22 protein-coding genes are annotated in these 19,811 nt (G+C 51.2%); 1 reads left to right on the top strand and 21 read right to left on the bottom strand.

All coding sequences use genetic code 11. The features are described 5' to 3' along the window. The first annotated feature begins 16 nt into the window (after positions 1-16). Positions 17-877, top strand: a complete 861-nt coding sequence (locus tag ACKGJP_RS16845; protein ID WP_409346774.1) for an ATP-dependent DNA ligase — start codon at positions 17-19, stop codon at positions 875-877. A gap of 45 nt (positions 878-922) precedes the next feature. Here ACKGJP_RS16845 and ACKGJP_RS16840 read toward each other — a convergent pair whose 3' ends face one another. From ACKGJP_RS16840 to ACKGJP_RS16740, 21 genes are all read right to left on the bottom strand, one after another. Further along, positions 923-1,210, bottom strand: coding sequence for a DUF6527 family protein (locus ACKGJP_RS16840; protein ID WP_409346773.1), 288 nt, complete (start codon positions 1,208-1,210; stop codon positions 923-925). Position 1,211: 1 nt separating this feature from the next. Then, positions 1,212-2,033, bottom strand: a complete 822-nt coding sequence (locus ACKGJP_RS16835; protein WP_409346772.1) for a DUF1906 domain-containing protein — start codon at positions 2,031-2,033, stop codon at positions 1,212-1,214. Next, a complete protein-coding gene (locus ACKGJP_RS16830; protein ID WP_409346771.1) occupies positions 2,017-2,286 on the bottom strand; it encodes a hypothetical protein in 270 nt (89 codons plus the stop codon). The genes ACKGJP_RS16835 and ACKGJP_RS16830 overlap by 17 nt, the downstream gene beginning before the upstream one ends. Before the next feature lie 55 nt (positions 2,287-2,341). Then, positions 2,342-2,671 carry a hypothetical protein gene (locus ACKGJP_RS16825; protein WP_409346770.1) on the bottom strand — a complete coding sequence of 110 codons (330 nt, stop codon included), beginning with the start codon at positions 2,669-2,671 and terminating at the stop codon, positions 2,342-2,344. A 43-nt stretch (positions 2,672-2,714) separates the two neighbouring features. Continuing rightward, positions 2,715-5,948: a phage tail spike protein gene (locus ACKGJP_RS16820; protein ID WP_409346769.1), complete on the bottom strand. Its 3,234-nt coding sequence runs from the start codon at positions 5,946-5,948 to the stop codon at positions 2,715-2,717. 93 nt (positions 5,949-6,041) lie between these two features. Beyond that, positions 6,042-6,266: a hypothetical protein gene (locus ACKGJP_RS16815; protein ID WP_409346768.1), complete on the bottom strand. Its 225-nt coding sequence runs from the start codon at positions 6,264-6,266 to the stop codon at positions 6,042-6,044. Positions 6,267-6,268: 2 nt separating this feature from the next. After that, positions 6,269-8,725: a hypothetical protein gene (locus tag ACKGJP_RS16810; protein ID WP_409346767.1), complete on the bottom strand. Its 2,457-nt coding sequence runs from the start codon at positions 8,723-8,725 to the stop codon at positions 6,269-6,271. A gap of 15 nt (positions 8,726-8,740) precedes the next feature. Further along, the gene (locus ACKGJP_RS16805; RefSeq protein WP_409346766.1) at positions 8,741-9,568 is read right to left on the bottom strand and encodes a phage tail family protein; all 828 of its coding nucleotides are present in this window, start codon (positions 9,566-9,568) and stop codon (positions 8,741-8,743) included. Then, complete coding sequence (locus ACKGJP_RS16800) at positions 9,558-13,394, bottom strand: hypothetical protein (RefSeq protein WP_409346765.1); 3,837 nt, start codon at positions 13,392-13,394, stop codon at positions 9,558-9,560. The genes ACKGJP_RS16805 and ACKGJP_RS16800 overlap by 11 nt, the downstream gene beginning before the upstream one ends. 4 nt (positions 13,395-13,398) lie before the next feature. Beyond that, the gene (locus ACKGJP_RS16795) at positions 13,399-13,671 is read right to left on the bottom strand and encodes a hypothetical protein (protein WP_409346764.1); all 273 of its coding nucleotides are present in this window, start codon (positions 13,669-13,671) and stop codon (positions 13,399-13,401) included. Positions 13,672-13,688: 17 nt separating this feature from the next. After that, the gene (locus ACKGJP_RS16790; RefSeq protein ID WP_409346763.1) at positions 13,689-14,087 is read right to left on the bottom strand and encodes a hypothetical protein; all 399 of its coding nucleotides are present in this window, start codon (positions 14,085-14,087) and stop codon (positions 13,689-13,691) included. A gap of 54 nt (positions 14,088-14,141) precedes the next feature. Beyond that, a complete protein-coding gene (locus tag ACKGJP_RS16785) occupies positions 14,142-14,675 on the bottom strand; it encodes a hypothetical protein (protein ID WP_409346762.1) in 534 nt (177 codons plus the stop codon). Beyond that, the gene (locus ACKGJP_RS16780; RefSeq protein ID WP_409346761.1) at positions 14,665-14,847 is read right to left on the bottom strand and encodes a hypothetical protein; all 183 of its coding nucleotides are present in this window, start codon (positions 14,845-14,847) and stop codon (positions 14,665-14,667) included. Before ACKGJP_RS16780 ends, ACKGJP_RS16785 begins: the two co-directional genes overlap by 11 nt. Beyond that, positions 14,844-15,221 carry a minor capsid protein gene (locus tag ACKGJP_RS16775; RefSeq protein WP_409346760.1) on the bottom strand — a complete coding sequence of 126 codons (378 nt, stop codon included), beginning with the start codon at positions 15,219-15,221 and terminating at the stop codon, positions 14,844-14,846. The genes ACKGJP_RS16780 and ACKGJP_RS16775 overlap by 4 nt, the downstream gene beginning before the upstream one ends. A gap of 1 nt (position 15,222) precedes the next feature. Next, entirely contained in the window at positions 15,223-15,621 is a 399-nt protein-coding gene (locus tag ACKGJP_RS16770) for a hypothetical protein (protein WP_409346759.1), read from the bottom strand. Then, entirely contained in the window at positions 15,621-15,944 is a 324-nt protein-coding gene (locus tag ACKGJP_RS16765) for a hypothetical protein (protein ID WP_409346758.1), read from the bottom strand. Before ACKGJP_RS16765 ends, ACKGJP_RS16770 begins: the two co-directional genes overlap by 1 nt. Next, on the bottom strand, positions 15,944-16,513 hold the full coding sequence (locus tag ACKGJP_RS16760; protein WP_409346757.1) for a phage gp6-like head-tail connector protein: 570 nt from the start codon (positions 16,511-16,513) through the stop codon (positions 15,944-15,946). The genes ACKGJP_RS16765 and ACKGJP_RS16760 overlap by 1 nt, the downstream gene beginning before the upstream one ends. Next, on the bottom strand, positions 16,461-16,682 hold the full coding sequence (locus ACKGJP_RS16755) for a hypothetical protein (protein WP_409346756.1): 222 nt from the start codon (positions 16,680-16,682) through the stop codon (positions 16,461-16,463). The genes ACKGJP_RS16760 and ACKGJP_RS16755 overlap by 53 nt, the downstream gene beginning before the upstream one ends. Before the next feature lie 35 nt (positions 16,683-16,717). Continuing rightward, positions 16,718-17,854, bottom strand: coding sequence for a phage major capsid protein (locus ACKGJP_RS16750; RefSeq protein WP_409346755.1), 1,137 nt, complete (start codon positions 17,852-17,854; stop codon positions 16,718-16,720). Next, positions 17,851-18,603, bottom strand: coding sequence for a head maturation protease, ClpP-related (locus tag ACKGJP_RS16745; RefSeq protein ID WP_409346754.1), 753 nt, complete (start codon positions 18,601-18,603; stop codon positions 17,851-17,853). The genes ACKGJP_RS16750 and ACKGJP_RS16745 overlap by 4 nt, the downstream gene beginning before the upstream one ends. Further along, positions 18,600-19,808, bottom strand: a complete 1,209-nt coding sequence (locus tag ACKGJP_RS16740) for a phage portal protein (RefSeq protein ID WP_409346753.1) — start codon at positions 19,806-19,808, stop codon at positions 18,600-18,602. Before ACKGJP_RS16740 ends, ACKGJP_RS16745 begins: the two co-directional genes overlap by 4 nt. Positions 19,809-19,811: the final 3 nt, after the last annotated feature.

The raw sequence follows: 19,811 nt of genomic DNA, 5'->3' as shown, positions 1-19,811 counted from the left end.
ACGTAGAGGTGTTTTTATGTTTATTTCTCCGATGCTTCTTGAGACGGCGCCGACAGCATTCAATGATGAGCGATACGTTTTCGAACCAAAAATCGACGGGCATCGCCTGCTGATTGTACGGCAGATCGGCGTCACGCGTATTTACACTCGCCACGGCAACGAGGTGACGCGCCTTTACCCGGAGCTATGGGATGTCCCTATGGACGGCGACGGTATCCTTGATGGCGAAGGCGCCGTGATTGATCCGGCGAGCGGTCAAGTCGATTTCGAGTTGATGCAGGAGCGTTCCAAGATCACAAGGCAAGATAAAATAGTAGCGGCTATGCAGCGCTTGCCTGTCTCTTTTTTCTGCTTTGACATACTGCAGCGTGATGGGCGGGATTTACGGCGGCTGCCGTTGACTGATCGAAAGAAGATCCTTGATGCGACGATGGGGCAAAACGAGCACTTTTCCAGCGTGACGTCGGTTCCGGAACGCGGCGAGGACTTGTTTGCCATTATCCGCGAAAGGAAGATGGAGGGCATCGTCGGTAAACGCATTGACAGTAAATACGTCAGCAGACGATCGGATGCTTGGCTAAAAATCATCAATTGGCAATACGAAAACGTTTATATAACTGGATATCGCAAGAACGAATTCGGCTGGTTGGCGTCTGTGCCAGGTAAGGACGACCGTTTGCGGCCCGCAGGTATAATCGAGCTGGGCGTTACGCCGCGGCATAAGATGGCGTTCTACAGTGTGAGAAAATCGCTTGTGACAGGCGAGGATAAGGATTTCGTTTACATGGAGCCACTCATAAAAGCAAAGGTGAAGATCCGTAATTGGACTAAGAATGGAATGTTACGTAGTCCTGCAATGGTTGATTTTCTGATATAAACAAAAGAATTCCCCACCAGCCGAAGCCAGTGGGGAATCCGTTTACTAATCTTCATCGATTTTAGCCAGTACCGGTAACTCGACCGTCTGCCCGGCCAGCTTATGGGTGCAATCGGATAGGAACTGAATGCGCCCATCCGTCACGAAGCTATGACAGACGTATGGCTCCATGTCGCCGTAGTACGGAGCCGAACACAGCAGCGACGGGCTGAACGCCGGCGCATTTACGTTGCCATTGAATGTCCATCGCTGGTCGAATGCGTGCGCCCTGTTGCATCCCGGACACCAAAAGCGCCATAGTCCGCCGCTCATCTCCTTGACTTTAGCGCCCATATTATACCTCGATATTCCGGTCGATCCGACCATCCAAAACCGTATTCAGGAATGAGAGCTCCGCAGCCGTTAGCGTCTTATCGACGATCTTCTGCATCCAATCCCAGTCGAGCTGATCTGCGTTATATGCCTTACCCATTACTTCGTAAAGCATATCCCATTGCCATTGTTTTAGTTTCATCGGCATGTTGTCTCCGTCCTCCTCTTCTTCGTTTAACTCTTCGGGATTTGCGTTCCACCATCCCTCATTACCGTAAGACTCATTCAAATCGACCATGATGCCGTTCTTTTCCATGCCGAGCCCTTGCGGCCCGCAATCGTACTGGTAGATGTTTGCGGTACCCGATCGCTTCCCTCCGCTCCATGCTCTTGTCTGCCAGAACCGCGAGCAGACACCAGCCGCGCTTACAGCCTCAATAACCTCATACTCACCATATACGCCCGTCGTATAGTTCGGCGTAGCCTCGCTGGCCGCGTGGATATATTCGATTACGCATTTCATTTGCACCTGATTTGTTACGTCGAAATCCACTGCAAAATATATCGCGCTTCCCTCCGGCTGGCCGACGGCGTGCGCTGTTTGAGCAGCGAAAGCGCCGTCCGCGAGTCCGGCAGCCCGTCCGCCAAGCGCCCGGTCCGCTGTCGTTTCGAATACGGAAACGATTTGCATCCCCGCCTTACTGATCGCGTCAGCCTCTTCCCCGGTTAGCCTCTTCCAACCACTTGGCACCAAATACCGGCATACAAATTCATAGCCTTCTTCTTTAAACCGCATTGCCAAATTGGCATTAAGCGGCGTCGCACAATCAAATCCCTTTGCCATCGCCATCCCCTTCTCTATGTCCCGGCGGACGAACCGCCTTATTTTGCATTTGACCAGCCGCTGCCGCTATGAGAAACGCATTAGCGAAGGCAAGACCATACATTCGCCAATCCGTCGCATTCGCGCCGATGGCGAGCTGCGCCATGATAAGCACTAAGAACGCCACTACGACCGCGTAGACATCCGTCGGTAGCCAGTGTGCAAACTGGTCCATCAAACCTTTCGTGTATTGCACAACGAAGAATGTAAGCAAAGAAGCTCCCCCCATTGCGGAGAGAGCTTCCCATGTAAAGAGTTGGGTTTCCAAATTATTCACCGCCTTTCAATTTCAATATAAGCGCGACAGCAGTTATAAAAAGCCCGATAGCTCCAATTCCCGTCGTGATAGCCCAGCGCCTTCCGGTAGTGATTTCCGACCGAAGTTCCTTTTGTTCCTTTACTACCTCGTCAATTCGATGATGAGCCGACCTCGCTCGTTGATCTGCTTCGCGGGCGATGTCATCGGACTTGTCCAGTTTTTCGACGAGCCTGTTCACGTTGGCCGTCAACTCATGCGTTGCTTTCCCGTTTGCTTCTTGGAGCGCTTCAAGTCGCCCGAGCTTGCCGGAAATATCGTGAAGTGCCTGTGCTTCGTTCATGCGTTCACCCCCCAAAAAATAGCCCCGATCGGCTCGGAGCAAACTAAAGCGCATGCCAGTTCAGTTTTAAATTAAAGGACTCCGCGCTCCCACTATAGTTGTAAAATGTCAGTTTAAGCGAGATCGTGCTAGCATCGTTCGGGTCCGGCATCAGGTCACAGTCGTATAGCATCGTGTAGGACTTGTTCCAGACTCTCGGGCTAAGTACATGGACGCCGTATGGCGCTGTGTTCCGTTGTCCGGCAACATGCCCCCGGCCTCCATCCGCGTCAACGTAGGTCGCCCATAGTGGACGCCCCTTTCCGTCGGCGTTGTTCGCCGCCTTGCGGCCCACGACGACCGATGCGCCGTACAAAACGTTGTCATACCCGCTGCCATCGTCGAGTGTGATAGATAGGTTTACGCTGCGGCGAGATTTACCGACCGGAATGTAATAGGTCTGGTACGCCTGCCCCGCCACGGAAACCGCCAGTGTCTGCGCTCCGTAGGGTGCCCCGCCGAGCAGCGCCTCGTTCCCATTCGCGCGGACAGCGCGTTCGTCTCTATACCTATTGTCGTGATAGATCCGCTGCGTCCATATCGGATATCCATTTCCGTCAAAGTTCTTCGACGAATTGATTGTGCCGTCCGGAGCTTCTTTCCCGAATCCTACGAGGAGATACCCAAGCCGTACCGAACCGCTCGGAGGATTGGGCGGATAGACATTTTCACCGCCGCTTGTACCTGCATCCGTGATCTGCGGGACGCCGGATGAATTGACGTATAGATAGGTGAATTTCCACCCGTCCTCATCACTCCCCGGCACGGATACCGTATAGGAGTTAAACCTCGTTTCGGGTACAACAAAACGACGCTTATCCGGCATGACGACGGTTGTCCCTGAGACTACGATGTCCGCCGTTACGTTTGGGAATTGGATGATTTTTTGACCTGCTACCACATTGACCACCTGGAGGTTAAAGCCATTCGTTACGGTCCATATCTCTACTCCCGTTAACGTAGTAGCAGTCTTCCCCGTCCAGGTAACATAAGTAAGCGCCGTTTGGTTGTATGAGATGCTTCCGAAAATGTCAATTGTCGCGTTGGCGTTATACCATATAAACCAAGAGTTGATTGTCGAATTGCTTGCCGGGAACGCGCTTGTATTGCCTACATCAATCACCTTGACTGTCTTGATGTCGCCTCGACTAACCGTGATCCCGACAGCGGGAAATCCGGACACTGAAACATTTTCCACGCGGATGATTCCGCCTGACTCGATGCCGTATCCCGCGACATTTGCGAGATCGAGTCCCTCGTCATTTACGATGACTTGACCGTATTTATCTTTGACATACAAATTTCCATTATCGACCTTATTCTTCGTTCCGGAATAGTTTATGTCCGCATGACCGATTGCCGCATCCCTAGCCGCTTCAGACTTAGCTAATGCGTCAAGCTTCGCAGCGGCCAGATTCGCGGCAGCTTGTGTTAAACGTGCCTGTTCTTCATCGGTCACGACGTTGTCGGCATATGCTTCGGCTTGCAGTCGCGCATATTGTGCTTCTTGCAATGCGACCAATTCTGCAGCCTCCCGCGCTGCATTAGCCTTAGATGTAGCGTCCGCCGCCGCCGCTTGTTCAGCTGCTGCCGCTTTGACGGAAGCATCCTCTTTGGCAGCAGCTAGGTTCGCAGCAGCTTGAGCAATACGCGCTTGCTCCTCGGCTGTAACGATACCGTCCGCATGCGCTTTCGCCTCTTCCTCGGCTAATTGGGACTGAGCATAAGCAACCGCCTCTGCCGCTGATTGTGCGGCTGTCGCCTTCGCTGTTGCGTCAGCGGAAGCATTGCTTTCCACTTTCCTCGTGATCGCGTCCCATGCATCCTCTAGTGTCTGCCGGAGTGCTGAAAGCTTTGTGGTCAAGTCAGCAAAGCCATCATCAACGGCAGCTCGCTCGGCTGGCGTTACTTGTCCATCAGCAGCGACGGCATCGATTGCTGAAATAAGTTCCGCATAGCTCGTATCGTAATTCGTCTTTGCTGTAGCGAGATTCGTTTTAATCGTCCCCGTTAAATACGTGTTGGCGTACACCTTCGCATACTCGGCGTCGACGTCCGCTTTTTCTTTCGCCAGTTGCCGCTTGTGTTCCGCTATTGCTTTCGCCTCTGCTTCGGTAATAACGCCATCCCGAAACACATCGTCGATGTATTCCTCAAAATCCGTTTGCGCCTGCTGCAGCTCGCCGGTCTGTTGGGCTATTTCTGCATCCCGCTGCGTAGCGTACCGCTCGAAGCCGCGCTGCCTGCGCTTGATGGAAACAAAGTCATCGACTGTGGACTCAATGAACGACGATAACGTCACGGAACCGGCTTTCCGGTCCTTTAAGTACCGGATGCGTTCTACGACGCGGGTGCCGATCGTCTGGATACTGAACGGCAAATGCGTCAGCGTTGTCGAGTCACCAAGTTCAACGCGGCCACCGGGGATCCCCATCATTTCAAGGTCGTAATAATCGACCTGATAGGAAACGATCATCGTATCATGTTTCGAAAGATACCGTTGCGCCTCCCCCTTGAGCTCGTTCACGTCAGCAATGTCGTTAAATCGTACGGACGCGCATTTCGGGCGACGATATAGCCCGATGTTCGGGGAATCAATATATTTCTTCCCGCCGTTGATCGATTCGATTGTCAGTCCATCACGACCATACACATATAGGCGGGTGATGACGTTGTTCGTCGTGGACGGTTTCCGGAGTGCTTTGAGGTTCCGGCCGTACCTGATTTCCTCTCCCTGTGTCGTACCACGCCGCCCGAGATAGACGGTTCGGTTGTCGAACCACAAATCGACGTCCCACTTTTCCCGAATCTTCTGCAAAGCTTCGAGCGAAGAAATTTCAGAAATATCAATATCATGTAGCCCGGGTGCGTTAATCGATCCGATGGAAAACGGTGTACCATTAAGCGCTTGTGTCACAGCGTACGAAGCCGTGACGCCCAGTAGATCAAGCGTTGCGTCGATATACTCGTCAACGAGCTCGACATAAACGTGTACACATTGGACAGACGCCGACTTCTGGCCAGAATCAGAAACGTCGATAGACTTGATGATGTAAAGCTGGCCTTCCACCTTTACATATCCATCCAACTGCAGCAGCGCATACTCATCGCCATCGAACGGGATTTCAAAAGAAAGAAGCGACTCGCCATTGAGCCGCTCCCTGATTTGTGCACCTTTTGCTTTTGTCAGTATGTTGAGGGGAATTTCGTTCCGATCCAGAGCGATAAGAGTATCCATTACTCCAGCCCCTCGTCGCGCAATTGTGTTCGGTACGGCTCTGGAACAGAATCCAGCACCATCATGCCCTTTTGTACTTTATACCGGTAGTAATTAAGCATCCGCGCCACCTCCTTCCAGATCGACAATGCGCTCTTCCAGCTCGTCGATCTTCGACAACAACATGACGAGCGTATTGCCAATGTCGTCGTCGTTTTGTAGCGAAAGCAGCAGCCCCTCGCCAATATCACGGATGACAGGCGGTTCGCTGATTCGGTCAAGGTGTTCGGCTGGAACGCCTTGCTGCAGGAGCCAATCACGTATGGTTTTCAATTGCATGCCTATTCGCCTCCTAGCGCCATTACTTGCCGGTATAGCTCGGCGATTGCGTTAACGTTAATGCTGATCTGCGTCTTAGCGTCCGCCATATCCTGTACCAAAGCGTCTTGTACCATTTTGGGGTTGGTATCGTATTCGGCGGTTACGTCGATGACGTTTGTCGTAAGATTGTACTTGTCTAGCGCGAGAGATGTAACCGTGTAAACGGCTGTTGGATCATAATCCGATGCTTTGATTTCGGCATATTGATTTCCGTATGAATCTTGTGGCGATGTTCTAACTAACCACTTCTTATCAAGAACACCGTTCTTGTAAATTGCAATGAACATCGACACTCTTTTGTTCAGAAACGACGATGGAAAATAGATGTTATTTATCACATGAACGTTGAACGCCGAATACAAGACCGGGGTCACAGGCTCTCTTACGACAACGCCCTCAACGACAGCGATCGCATTCCCGCCGTTATTCAGCCCGATAGCACCCTCAACCATTACCGCCTCTTCGTAAGGTTGCGCCAGCACATAGTCGAGCTTTGCCCAACCGGTCCAGCCCGGTGCTTTGTTCGCAGCGACGTATGCCTCCGTATTCGTAGCCGGTGCGCCACCGTCCAGGATGGACACCCACGACGTATATGCGCTGCCGTTGTTGCCGTTGGCGCGCCAACCGTTCATTATCGCTTTAATTGCGTTGGCGTTCGGATTGAGCGAATCAGTCCATCCGCTGTCGGCATCGTCTATTCTTACGTGTAAATGGTTTGCATTCGCGTATAATGTATCTTTCTCGCCGGTTGTTGCAGATTTAATAATTTTTCCATCATATTTTTCCGCGACACCCGTCGCTTCCCTGTGACCACTCAATGTAATTCTCACTTCTTTGAATCCAGCAAAATCACCAACGAACCCGTCCCATCCAGATGTTCCATCCAACAAAACGGTATTCCACCTCTTAAACTTCCACCACTGGCCATCCCTCTCGTACAACTCGTCGCATATACCGCTGATCGAATCGCCAGCAAGTTCGAGCTGCTTGCCCGCACTATCAGACACACCGTACAGATAATCGTTATTCTGCGGCTCAAAGTCTACTTGAGTTGAACCCAAGTTCAACATAGGATTTGTCCATTCCGTCGGCGCCCCGGCATTACTCCCGTTTTTCAGTAAAACTTTTAATTTAACCGTATTACTCGGCGTTATGAAAAACCCACCTGCGCTTAATAGGTTTTCGCTTCCGTTCTTATCGACGTTGTAAACCTCGAAAACAACATCTGCAATTGAGACATAGTAGTGCTGATTGGGCAGAGCGTCGACATAACATGAAATGGATTGATTCCACCCTCCATCAGGCGTATGCCTGATCTTGTAAGGCCCTATGATCTCTATTGTGGACGGATAATGATTTGACCACTCCGTAAACGGCGCAAATAGATTTCGCCCCCGTTTGATGATACCAGGAGTCCGCAGTCGTTTCATTCCGTTGACGAATGGCAGCTTTTCCGCAAGCTGCTCACCGCTCCATTCCGGATTGACACCGATTTTAGCGTACATTTCCGAAGATACTTCATAAACGAATGCACCGTCAAACGTATGAGCATAGCCAATTGCCAATGTAACAAAGTCAAAACCTGTCAGACTTGGCGGACTAACCTTGGCAAATCTGAATGAAAATCCATCAGGACTCGCTGCTGCTGTATTTAAATAAACATTTCCTTCTGTCAACTTCATGTCGAAAGGCACGGCGCCTTTATACCATACCCCTATTACGTAGTATTTCCCTGGGGCCATTACTGATTGCGCAGACCTAAGCTGCTGATACAGCATATCAGGGGTTATTTGTTGAGCTTTATTTCCGTACTTAGCGTCCGATACTAGTTGCGGATTAGGCGCATGCATCCAACCGTCGGCTAATCCGTCCCCGTTCGAATCTTTCTCAAAATCACCCGCGTTGCCCAGCAGATTTACCAACGTGTGGCCCTTAATCGTAACCCGCAGCGGTCCCGCCTGATCCGTCGTAATGATGTTTTGCCCGTGCTTGAGCAGAGCCTTATGCGCAGCCTGGGCGAGCTGCTTACGTTCCATACGATCAAGCCGCTCCTTGAGTACTGGATGATTAACGCCATCAGGCGATAGGTGGGAGTCCCTTAATTCCGTGTTGTCGCCGCCGGATTGGCCGACGATGTTGTTAATTCGGGCATTTTGCGCAGCCAGTTCGGCCCCCACATTTCCGCCGCCATAGCTGATCTGTGCGGCCGTATGCGCCGCTGGAGCGTTAGCGTGAGCACTATCCGCGTTAATACGAGCGAGTTGCTCCGCCGAATCGGCATTCGCACGAGCAGCCGTTTCGGCATTGATTTGCTGCTGTAGTCCCGCAAGATCAGCATCCGCTTTGTCGAAATTCCCATTTAGATCAGCGCCCCATTGTAGATCCAAGTCCGTGCCAAGTTGTTTGAATCGTGACATGCAAAGTCTCCTTTCTCAGAACAGGTAAGTGTGGCGGAAAATAAAAACGACCGTCAAATTCGCCGCGGTCGCTGTTATTGTGAAATTGTTATTGCCTTCTGCGAGCCTTGGATAGACACCAGAGAAACCAGCAAAAGCATTCACTCCGTTTTTTGTTATTCGCTGCCGGGAACAATCGATCTCAAGCGTGTCGCCTCCTGACAATGCACCGTTGAACATCATCGCTTCTGCAGTCGTATCGTTCGCAATCGAAATGTTGCTCCCGGTACCAGTAATCCGGATGATGGGCTTGGCGAAATACGTCCCGGCGTGATAGACGGAAAAGGCTCGCGGCGAAGTTGTCACCGGGAACGAATAACCAGTAGGCCCCATTCCCAAATGATAGCCCATGCCGATCACGTACCCTAAGCCCAGTCGTAAAGGCTGCTGATTATCCGGTACTGACGAAGCAAAGGGATAATGCGCCTTGAGCGGGAGCGTGAACTCCCCCAGCTGCGCGATCCGCTCAATGGACATCGTACCGTTATACTTCGCAAGCCATTGTTTACCTGGCGCCCGTTCGAGAATAAGCGGCTGTGCGCCTCGATGCGGGGCAAACATCTTCGCAATCTGCTGCAGCTTCGTTTGATATTCCCCTTCGCCATTCTTGGCTAGAACCTGAAACGTCAAATTGATTGGTCGCGGCCCGTACTCCATTCCCAAATCGAGCATGCCGTCCATTCCGGGGATGTCGTCCTCGAATTGCTTTGTTTCCGGCAAGAGGGGAACATCGGCCTTCGTCAGCAGCAGCCCGACGTCAGAAAAGGCGGTCCCGCCAAAGCGCCCGCCGCCGTTAACCATCATCGCGTATCCCCCCTGCCAGAAGCCGCTGTGCGGCCAGCTCTCGCTCGTTCCAATATGTCCGAACATCCGTATCATCTTCGAGTCTCACGTCGCCTTCGTGAGAGATGAGCGACCCGTGTATCACGATACTCGGCTTCTGCTCGGTGCGGCCTCCCCCGGCAATACTTGCTACCTGCTCAGGAGTTAGAACCGGCTCTCCGCGCCGTAGGATTGCATACAGCTCATCCGGCATAAGCTTGCTCTTCGACCGAAAGTTCATCTCGCCTGCAATGCCTCCGGAATGGTAAAGAGGCGTGCCATTTTTGTACCATGTACCGTCAATGTAATTAGCCCCAATCGATGATCCTAGAGCGCGGTTTGCCGCTTCCAATTGCCTGCGCTGGCTATCACTTGCGCTGTGCCATGCTGCGCTGTTTTGCTGCATTTGCGACTTTACCGCAGCACTTGAATCGTTACTGCCTGCGCTCGGACTTGGCGGTCCGTAAACAGGGCCGTTAGAAGAGGGTGAACCGCCTCCTGCACTCGGGTTACCGGTTGGTGCGGTCGGCATGCTGCTGACGATCTTTGCGTACTCGTTCTTATAATTTTTCATTTCTTCCAGTAGCTTTTTGTTTGTCTCCTTCAGCTTCGTAACGCGTCCATCCTGCATAAGCGCGTCAACCTGAGACATATCCCCATTTGCTTCTTGGAAAGCCCGGGTAACCTCGTCATAGTACGCTTCAATGTCCCGTTTTTGGTCATCGAGAGCCCGAAGCTTTGCGTCTCGTTCATTTTGCAAGCCGCGACGCTTGTCGTCCGCATCCATGCGGCCAAGCTGCTTCTCCAGATCACGAAGCTTTTCTTGACCATCCTTCGAAGTCGAATACCGGTATTTCTCGATTTCCTCCATGAGCTCTTTTCGCTCGTTGGCCCGGTTCTCTTCATCGACTTGGTTGAGCAGCGAATCGTAATAGTCCTGAATGGCTCGCTTCCTAGCATCAAGAGCGTCGATTTCCTTGCGCTGCAAGTCTCGTATGCTATCGGATGTTTTTTTGTTGAGCTCGCGGAGATTCTTTTCTCCCTCTTGCTGCGCTTCTTTTTCGAGACGTTTCTGCTCCTCAAGCGTTTCTTTTTGCTTCCGCGCCGTGATTTCAATGAGCGTCATTTTGGCGTTGTAGTAGCCGGTATCGGCTCGTTTATAGAACTCGGTATCTTCCTCGTACCGATCCCGGACGCGCTCCCATGCGTCGAGCTGCATCATGGCGACGTCTTCCTCTTTCGCCCCCTTCTCCTTCAAACGGCGCTCCTCCATCATGATCCATTCCGACGAAATTTCAAACTTCGATTTGTCCGTATCCTCATGGAGCCGCTTGATTTGCAGCGCAATCGTGCGCTCGTCTTCGACGGTTTCGGCAAGATGGCGTTTATGCTCGGTCTGGATCTTCGCATAAGCCTCGATTTGCTGATCGGCTGACCAGTTATACATTTCCGCCTCGAAGCGTACGGTCGCAACGGCGGCATTAAACGCATTGGATCGCATCTCCGCAGCAATTTCAGCCGGTGATTTTCCGCCCTCTTTCTCCTTGTCCTTTTTCGGCGCATCCAGATTCGGACGCTGGACTTTGAAAGCATCCCAATTCCCTATCGTGAGATCCTGCTGCATTTTCTTGATGTCGGTTATGGCTTGCTGATACTTATTTTTCTCTTCATTCACCTTCTGCGTCTGCCCCTTGGCCCACGTTTGGGTACGCTGCCCCATCAGCATTTCAATGGCGTCCGCCCCTTCGCCAGTAGCAAACTTTGGCGCTGTACCCGCTTCGCTGACTTTTTGCAAGGTTTCGATTTGTTTAACTGCGAGCGCCAATTGCTGCTCCGCTTCTTGTTTACGCACCTCCAGACGTTTTTTTGCCGACTCCGTAACGGCTTCGACGGATGACTTTTCAGCCGAAATAAGGTTGTTAACGATGCCGATGTTCCGAATGTGCCAGCGGCCTTCCTGGTCCAAGTCCGCGAGCATGTCGGGGTATTCGCGTTTCAACTGTTCGACAACGCTGGCAAGCTGGGATTTCTGCGCTTCGTTCATCTGCTCGACCTTGTTGAGCTCGTTGTACTGGTCGCGCAGCTGCGTCATCTTGTCGATATGCTGCACTTTGGCTGCGGTCCCGGCCAGTTCCTCGCGTTCCATCGCTACAAGAGCAGGAACCGACTTTTCCATCTCCGACCGCATGCGCCCGAGAGCGGCCGTCGCCTGATCGACGTTTTTATAATCCATCCCTTTGAGCTGCCTATCTACGTCCTTAATCTGATCGGCTAGTTCGAAGATTCGGTGCGTGTTCTCGATGCTCCCCTGGCCGCTCTTTGCCCTTGCCTCGCGCGCATCGTACTCCTGCATAAGACGCGTTCGTTCTTGAAGGGTATCGTTCAGCTTATCGATGTCCGTCTGCATCTTCTTCACATCATCCGTCGACCTACCTGCCGGTGACTGTGCCAATTTCGCATTAAGCTCGTCCTGGTTTTTAGCAAATTCCATAACGGACTCACTCGCCGCGTCTGCCGCAGCCTTGTAAGCAAAGACGCCCGCAGCAACCGTCGAGATGATAGATATGGCGATGCCGATCGGCCCCATGCTGACGCCAAGCGCGATAAAGGCTATCCTTAAAGCAGCAACCACGGTAATCAAGCTTGTGATGATCGCGATAAACCCGCCCACGGCCACCGCTGCCGCCGTCGTCCCTGCAATGAACTCCTTATGCGTCGATACCCATTTCGTGAAATCCACGATGATCGGCGTTAGCTTCTGCAGCAGTTCATTCAGGACAGGAATGAAAGCTTCCCCGAGCTCCTGGCGGGCGGTGGTGATGGTTTGATTCCACTGTGCCTGTGTCCCCGCATATCCCTGCATGGCTTTATCCGCATTCCCTGCAAACAGCTTCGCCTCGGCCATCATTCCATTTAGTGCCGCCTGCGCCTTCTCGGTATCCGTGAGCTCACTTGCACTCTTCCCGATCTGCCTTGCATATCGGTCCCACATCACGCTAAGGTTTGTCGTGATACCCGCCGAATCTGTAAGCTCCGATTCTTGCTGCTTGATCCCTCGGACCGCCTGGACGACCGCCTCACCCCACCCGAGATGCGCCTCGCGGTTATATGCTGCAGCGTCAGCCAGGGCGTTGATTAGCTTGATTGACTCCTCAAGGTTGTACCCCGTTGCAAGCGCCGTTTTTAAAGCTGACGCTGACTCTTCGACCGTCATAAATCCTCTGGCCGCTAAATCCTGCGCGGCCTTTGTTGTTTCGTTTACGTCATGGCCGAGCGCCTTGGATACCTCCGTTAACCCTTGGAGTGACATATGCAGCTTATTGGCCTCGTCGACTAGCGACTTTACGGTTCGAAGCAATCCGACAAGGCTTGCCCCCGCTCCTAGCGCCAGAAGGCCCGACGCGAGTCCGTCGAAATTCCGCTTCGTTTTCTGCGCCTCATCGCCCATATCCTTGACGTGCTCTTTCGTCACCTTCGACTGATTCTGCACCTCTACGAGTCGGTTTTTCACCCGGGCAATTTCCTCGCTGCTTGCTCCGAGTCGCTTCAATTGCGCCTCTACCTGTGAAAGCTGCGCTTCGAGTATCTTCGGGTTTGTCCGTTTCAGCTCCTGATTGATATTGCCAATTTCCTCCGAGCTCAAACCGAGAGAGCGAAGCGTCGAATTTAGCGAGCTAAGGTCTGATTTTATTTTCTTGCTCTCTTCCGCAGCTTTTTTCATTTCGGTCACGGCCTTCTGGAGCCCCTGCCGAAACCCTTCTGCATCCAGCTCCATCTTTGCCTTAATAGCACCGACTTCTGTTGCCAAATCTTCACCCCCTCACCCGTTGCCGCAGCTGCGCTATTGCCCCGGCATCGAAATCATTCTCTTCCTCCTGCTCGGCTTTGAGATCGGCAGACAACTCCTCGACGAATTGCTTAAATGCATCCTCCTCCATGTGAGGGGCGCACTGGATTTGAAGCGCAAGCAACCTTTCGCTGGCTTCCTTCCTCTTGTGATGGTGCAACAAGAGCGGCAAGTCGATCATGTAATAATCGCGCTCTAGAACGAGCTGCGGGACTCCTAGCTGCAGGGCCGCTTCCATCAAACCATCTGAAAGGGTTACGGGGCCGAGTTTTCGCCGGCCGCTTTCGCCGCCCACTTCCCGAACGCGGCGCGGAACTTTTTTACAGCGGCTTCGAGGTCGTTCTTCTTGGCTGTCTTGGCTATAAAATCAAGCAGCTCGTTATGATCGGCGTTTTTCTTGATCCATTCCGGTTCAAGATCGGTCACCGCTGCCACCATGTTAACAACTTCGTCGAGCATCATCGTTATTCCGACGACGAACGTCGCCACGAAATCGTCCGTATTCTTCGCTGCAAGGACGCTGACAATCGTGTTCGGAAGCGTTTCGACCGTTTCGAAGAGCCGTTCCCACTTCTCGATTGTCAGCTTTGGAATTCCTACCTTTGTCCCGCCGAAAAACACGTGGTCATTCTGTCTATTCAAATGCCTAAGCATATCATTTTCGCCTCCGTAAAATGAGAATAGGCGGAGCAGATGCCCCGCCTCGTACTACGCCGTTTTGTCACCAAATGCAATTAAAAATCCTGTCGCCGAATCCGGAAACCCTTCAAACGTGACGCCTGTAATGAGCTCATTATCGTAATCGTACTTGTAATTCAGCTTCACTTGTGGAGCCGCTTTGTATAGAGTAACTGCATCATTAGCTGTTGCATTTGTAGCGAGAGGTTCGATTTTTAGTTCCTTCGCGAAGTCCAACAAATCAATGACTTTCGAAGCATCAACATCCAAACGTTTCTTCGCCGGTGTTGTTCCGTTTGTCGTCAACGTAGATCCCGGGATAACTTTGGCCAGCTTTTCGAGATCATACTCAGCAAACGGCACTTCTACTGTCGCCTTACGGCCAGTGATGATTCGTTTCACAGGAGTCGTGCCGAATTGATCGACGGTTACATCCCGGGACGTTTCTTCATATGTCAGCGTTACCCCGCCCTTAGTCGTTTCAAAAACAACGGGAGAGGATCCGCCCACGTCAAATGTTACCTTGCAGGGGCCTAGCTTGATTTTTGTCGTATCACTTGCCATTCGTTTCATCCTCCTTCGTGTATGCAGCAAAACCGCCTTGTACGAGCCGATCTGCTATGTCCTTCTCGCACTCGACAACATCACCAGCAGTTTTATTGATTGGCTTTTCGGCTGTGCCGAAGTTTAACACGTGCTCATACGTCACGCGGATTTTGACTTTGCCCTGTTTCATTCCATCACCACGCATGTAAAATTTAAGGAGTAAAGCGGACGGTTGTTTTCGTCTCGGCCGAGATAGAGCGGCGACGATTGATCCGAGCTACAATGTACGATGCGCGTCGTACCGATCACAAACTCTGCCCGGTTATGGAGATGGCCGAAAATGGAATTCGCTTTCGCTTCCAACGCCGGACCGCCTGTTTCCGATCCGCGCATCAGCACCTGGAACGATGGTCGCTTTTTCGGCGTCCACTGGCTCGGCGGAAACCCGCCTGTCAGCCGAACAAAAGCGGCGTCTGTCGTCGATTGTGTCGGGAACTCGTTGGCATAGTACGTGTACGGCATGTTCGTGACGAAGTATTGCTTCAGTTCCGATACGGTGAACACACTACAACTCCTTCGCGATTTCGTCGGCAATCATCTTCAGATAACGCTCTGCTTTCCGTTTCATTGGCTGCTCCAGAAACTTCGGTTTCGTTCCCGGTGTTGTCGGGTCCTTAAACGGTCGATGCTCATGCAAATACAACGCCAAGCTAAAGTTTGCCGTATACGCTTTTGTGCGTTTCGGCTTCGTGGCATAGACGACGGCGCCGGTTACACGCCCATCCTTTGCCTCGACTTCAGTATGCGCTTCGTTCCGCAAGTCGCCATCTTCTTCCGGAGCGAGCTTTCGGGACTCCTGCAGCAGATCGTCCGTAACCTTCTGCATGCCACGTTCAGCCGCAGCTAGGATTCGCTTATCCGTTAGGTCAATCGATTTGAAAAACTCTCTCAGGTCAATCTCCATCAGCAGTTCACCAATGTGTCGACGACCTGCCCGCCTGGTTTCCGAATAATCTCGATTGATATCGGACGAAATTCCCGAACATTACCGAGCTCGTCGCGAAATTCGATCACGTCAAATAACCGGATATTGACTAGTCCCGTAAAAAACACCTGTGCTGTTGAGACAACCTCGGCACCTTGGCTATTCCTCACAACCTTACTGCCTTCTCTCACGCGGCAACGAAGGGGATATGACGAACCGCTAACCGGAGTATCCCAAGGATCGGCGCCCGGGTCGACGCTGGGAACGATCGTAACCGCGTGGCGTTTCGGCATGACGGACACTACACACCACTCCAAACGTAAGGGCTAACAAGAGCAGCCACCGCAGGCGGGAGATTGCTTTCCCGCCCGGGTAAAGCTTTTTGAAACGTTACGGCGTAATCTGCCGTGCGTTCAGACTCTTTGCCGTAATTCCCTTCAAAAATCATCTGTGCAAGCATGATACAGGCCAATTCTAGCGGCTCCGGTAACGTATGTGGCCTTTCTCCCGTCTCGTCGACAGGGAGAATATAACCGCCTTCGTACGTCACCGTGATATTGTGCTGACCATACGGCCAGCGAGCAGCCCGCAATACAAGTCCATCCCCGAGGTTTCGATAATCTACGATGGAACCCCCATCAGATTCGATGATCTCAACAATACTGACGACCGGAGAGTTTCGGAGCGAGATGTAAGGCGATCCATCACCGCTCAACGTTTGCACGTAATTTTGCAGTTTAAATGATCGCCTACATTCGTTTTCTATCGCCTGTGAAGCCGCCAAAATAGCCATTCGCAGTTCATTATCTTGGCTCGAATCACTCTGCTGCAACTGGAGGAACGGCTTTGCTCTGCTTAGAGTCGTCAGCAACTTTGCCATCCTCCTTTTTCGTGGCCGGCACTTCTACACCGAGAAACCCACGTTCCTGCAAATACTTTACGCGTTCCTTATCAACGGACTCGTACTCGGAGCCTTCTGGATAGTACCGTCCGTCATGCTGAGTTTCGATAAATTCACTCGTTACCGTGTATTTTTTCATCAGATCACCTCAAATTAGAGTAAAAGCCGCCCCGATTAAGGAGTCGGGACGACTTTTGCAATACGGAATGCGGATTTCAACTTGATTTTGTGATCAAGCCAAGCCGTTAACACGAACAATTCAACACCGGTTTTGACATCCTTATCGCGGTCATAGATCATCAGGGGGTCGTAGTTAAAATGCGAGTAACGGAAGTCGCCGACAACTGGCTTTACAGCGGAGTCGCAAAATTCGACGGGTTTTCCCAAAACGCGTTCCGGTGGCGCATCGTACAATGTTGCATTGCCGTTTGCAAGGACCTCGATCATGTCCGTATAGTCCGCATAACGCATCATTACCTTCGCATTTTCGCGATAATCCTCATGCAGATCCGCAATAGCAGCCTTAATTGCCTTATACATCGTCGCTCCTGGAACTTCGGAAATGCTTACACCATAAAACGACATACTTTCTTCACCGACTTTCGGCGTTGTTGCAAAAGCAACTTTCTTCTCCTTCGCAGCAAGGCCGCTTTCGAGACCAAGGTCAACCGTCTGAACGAGATTCGTATCCGTAGCTGCAAGAATCGTTTCCGAAATTGGAACATACACCTTGAATTTGTTTCTTCCGAAGGAAACGACATCGCCTTCTGCTTTAAGCTCTTTCGCAGTAGCTGTATCAGCAATGAAATCATCGTCATCAAGCGTGAATGTGATTTTTGGGATTTCCAAGTTTGTCACACTTGTAAAAGTGGACACATTACGCAACGGATTTTTGACGAACGGCTCATGAAGAAGTTCATTCGTCATCGTGCTCGGGAGAATTTTCTCACCGCCGGAGGTGTTTTTATCGCCGAGGATTGCTTTTACGTCCTCCCCTACTTGCCGGTTTCTAACCGTAGCACGATAAAGTTCGGCTTTCGCAGACGTCATCTTTGCTTTTGGGTCATCAACGCCGTCAAGTTTGCTCCTATTGTTCTCCAACGACGCCCTTTGCTCAGCTTCCAATTGGTCGTGTTGCTCCTTAAGAACAGCAAAACGCTCTTGCAGGTCCGTCTTTTTAGCCTTGAGCTGCTGTACGTCTTCGATTGGTACGGATGGATCGCCGGCTTTTGCAATAATATCAGTCTCAACGCTTGCCAGTTGATCGCCAACAGTTTTCAAGCTCATTTTCAATTGATACAGGTTTTTCATAGTGTAATTCCCCCTAGATATGTTTTAACGGCTTCGGCATTTTGCCGTGCCTCTTTGATCATTTCCTCGCGCAGCTTCAACTCATCCGCCTTAGTTTCAGGCGACCTCTGCGATATTTGTGCCACTTTTTCGGGAACATTACGGTATTTCGCGAATAGTTCCTCGCTAACGCATGCGGCTGCCTGATTCGCTTCCCCGACAACGTCGCAGAACCCGTAATCGAAACACTCTTTAGCTGAAAGCCATGTCTCGTTATCCAGTAGATTCTTGAGCGTGTCCGGCTCCATTTTATCGCCAGCCTTTGAAAGGTAACTCTCGCTCATACTGGCGCCGATCCTGTCAAGATCATCAGCAGCTTTACGAAAGTCAGTCGCGTTCCCCCATGCCATTGTCCATGGATTATGGACCATCATCATGGAATTTTCGGGCATGTGAATGGTATCACCAGCCATGGCAATAACGCTCGCGATGCTCGCAGCCAACCCATCAACATAAATATTGATCTTGGCTTTATGACGTTTTAGAATGTTGTGGATCGCTACTCCCTCAAAGACGGAACCGCCCGGGGAATTGACATAAACATGAAGCGTTCCGATATCCCCAAGCGCGTCCAGGTCCTTCTTGAAACTTTGCGCCGTTGTGTCGGAATCATCCCACTGGTAGGAGACGATTTCACCGTAAATAAACAGTGAGCCTTCGTTCTTCTTTCCATCGGCTGCCGCTTTGAACTTCCAAAACTTCTCTTTCAATCGATTTTCACCCCCTTTCGTTGGTCGACAGGCATGTCAATTGGATAAAGATCACCGCTCACATAGAGCTTGTCCCCGCCGGGTTCTGGCGGTAGCTCTTCCCACGCCCGTACTTCGTTTGGCTTAAATCCTCCCGAGCGAATCATTTTGAAATAGAAATCGCCGCGGGTTTGGGTGTCGCCACGCAAAAGAGCCCCAAGGTTGAACTTGAAATAAAGTCCACGCTGGCGCTCTTCTGGAGAAAGCAATTTTCGATTGAATTCCTGTTCATACATTCGGACGATCGGCAGTAAAGTGTTCTGAACAAACTCTAAAGCCTGTTGTTCCATACTAGAGTAGTTCGTTTCAGTGAAGTCGCCTAGCATATGAGGCGGAATATTGAACACCGTCGCAACACGCGAGCGTGTAATGCGCTCTACTTCAAACACTTTCATGTCGATAACGTCCTGACGAACCTCTTTCAGATCCTGATTCGAATCCAGCACTATGACGCCGCTGCCATTCTTGGAATAGAAGCTGCTGAACATTTCGAGCATTGCCTTTCTCTTATCGGGATCAAGTGTTTGATTCAGTTTCAATACAAACGATGCCTTTATGCCGCTTTCCATTTGTGTAAGACTGAACTGTTTCACTTGTCTATCGTACTCGATTGTGTTTTTCAACACCTTCAAGGGCGATATTCCTTCATATCCAGAAGTGTGCATATACTGGACATGGACCATATCCAAGTTATGCACGTAATACCGGCCATCATCGCCTTGTATTTCGTAGAACAGCTCTTTTGAGTCTTGTTCAAGAACGGGCCTCACCTTTGTCGAGTCCAGTAAATGGAGCGCGATTACCCGATATCGCGAGTCGTATTCTTTCAACGCATATGCGTTGCCATAAGTATTACGATACGCCTCCATTGTCCGGATAAAGTTGAAACTTGTCATATTTTGATTAGGACTGTTTGCCATCATGTCGGAAAGCCGATCATTTACCGGCTTGTAATCTCGGTAAATCTTAAGCGGTAGGCTTGCCATAGCATTTGAAAGACGGTTAATTGCTGAAAAGATAGTTTCGTCCGTAGCAAGCGTGTTGTTCGTCATTCGCGAAAAAATGTTGTGAGGTTCGAACCACTTGGCGAACGCACCATAATCAACTTTAGCTTTCGCTCTTACAACCAATGATCGAATGGCACTAATAATCCCCAGGTTTTTCACCCC

The sequence above is a fragment of the Paenibacillus litoralis genome (assembly GCF_046244365.1).
In the GTDB taxonomy this organism is placed as follows: Bacteria; Bacillota; Bacilli; order Paenibacillales; family NBRC-103111; genus Paenibacillus_V.
This window is presented reverse-complemented; position numbering and strand designations above follow the sequence as displayed.

Bases quoted from the DNA above. Each gene is read 5' to 3' on its own strand.
- ACKGJP_RS16845 (WP_409346774.1), top strand. From the start codon at position 17: ATGTTTATTTCTCCGATGCTTCTTGAGACGGCGCCGACAGCATTCAAT.
- ACKGJP_RS16840 (WP_409346773.1), bottom strand. From the start codon at position 1,210: ATGGGCGCTAAAGTCAAGGAGATGAGCGGCGGACTATGGCGCTTTTGG.
- ACKGJP_RS16835 (WP_409346772.1), bottom strand. From the start codon at position 2,033: ATGGCAAAGGGATTTGATTGTGCGACGCCGCTTAATGCCAATTTGGCA.
- ACKGJP_RS16825 (WP_409346770.1), bottom strand. From the start codon at position 2,671: ATGAACGAAGCACAGGCACTTCACGATATTTCCGGCAAGCTCGGGCGA.
- ACKGJP_RS16820 (WP_409346769.1), bottom strand. From the start codon at position 5,948: ATGGATACTCTTATCGCTCTGGATCGGAACGAAATTCCCCTCAACATA.
- ACKGJP_RS16815 (WP_409346768.1), bottom strand. From the start codon at position 6,266: ATGCAATTGAAAACCATACGTGATTGGCTCCTGCAGCAAGGCGTTCCA.
- ACKGJP_RS16810 (WP_409346767.1), bottom strand. From the start codon at position 8,725: ATGTCACGATTCAAACAACTTGGCACGGACTTGGATCTACAATGGGGC.
- ACKGJP_RS16805 (WP_409346766.1), bottom strand. From the start codon at position 9,568: ATGATGGTTAACGGCGGCGGGCGCTTTGGCGGGACCGCCTTTTCTGAC.
- ACKGJP_RS16795 (WP_409346764.1), bottom strand. From the start codon at position 13,671: ATGGAAGCGGCCCTGCAGCTAGGAGTCCCGCAGCTCGTTCTAGAGCGC.
- ACKGJP_RS16790 (WP_409346763.1), bottom strand. From the start codon at position 14,087: ATGCTTAGGCATTTGAATAGACAGAATGACCACGTGTTTTTCGGCGGG.
- ACKGJP_RS16785 (WP_409346762.1), bottom strand. From the start codon at position 14,675: ATGGCAAGTGATACGACAAAAATCAAGCTAGGCCCCTGCAAGGTAACA.
- ACKGJP_RS16780 (WP_409346761.1), bottom strand. From the start codon at position 14,847: ATGAAACAGGGCAAAGTCAAAATCCGCGTGACGTATGAGCACGTGTTA.
- ACKGJP_RS16770 (WP_409346759.1), bottom strand. From the start codon at position 15,621: ATGGAGATTGACCTGAGAGAGTTTTTCAAATCGATTGACCTAACGGAT.
- ACKGJP_RS16755 (WP_409346756.1), bottom strand. From the start codon at position 16,682: ATGAAAAAATACACGGTAACGAGTGAATTTATCGAAACTCAGCATGAC.
- ACKGJP_RS16750 (WP_409346755.1), bottom strand. From the start codon at position 17,854: ATGAAAAACCTGTATCAATTGAAAATGAGCTTGAAAACTGTTGGCGAT.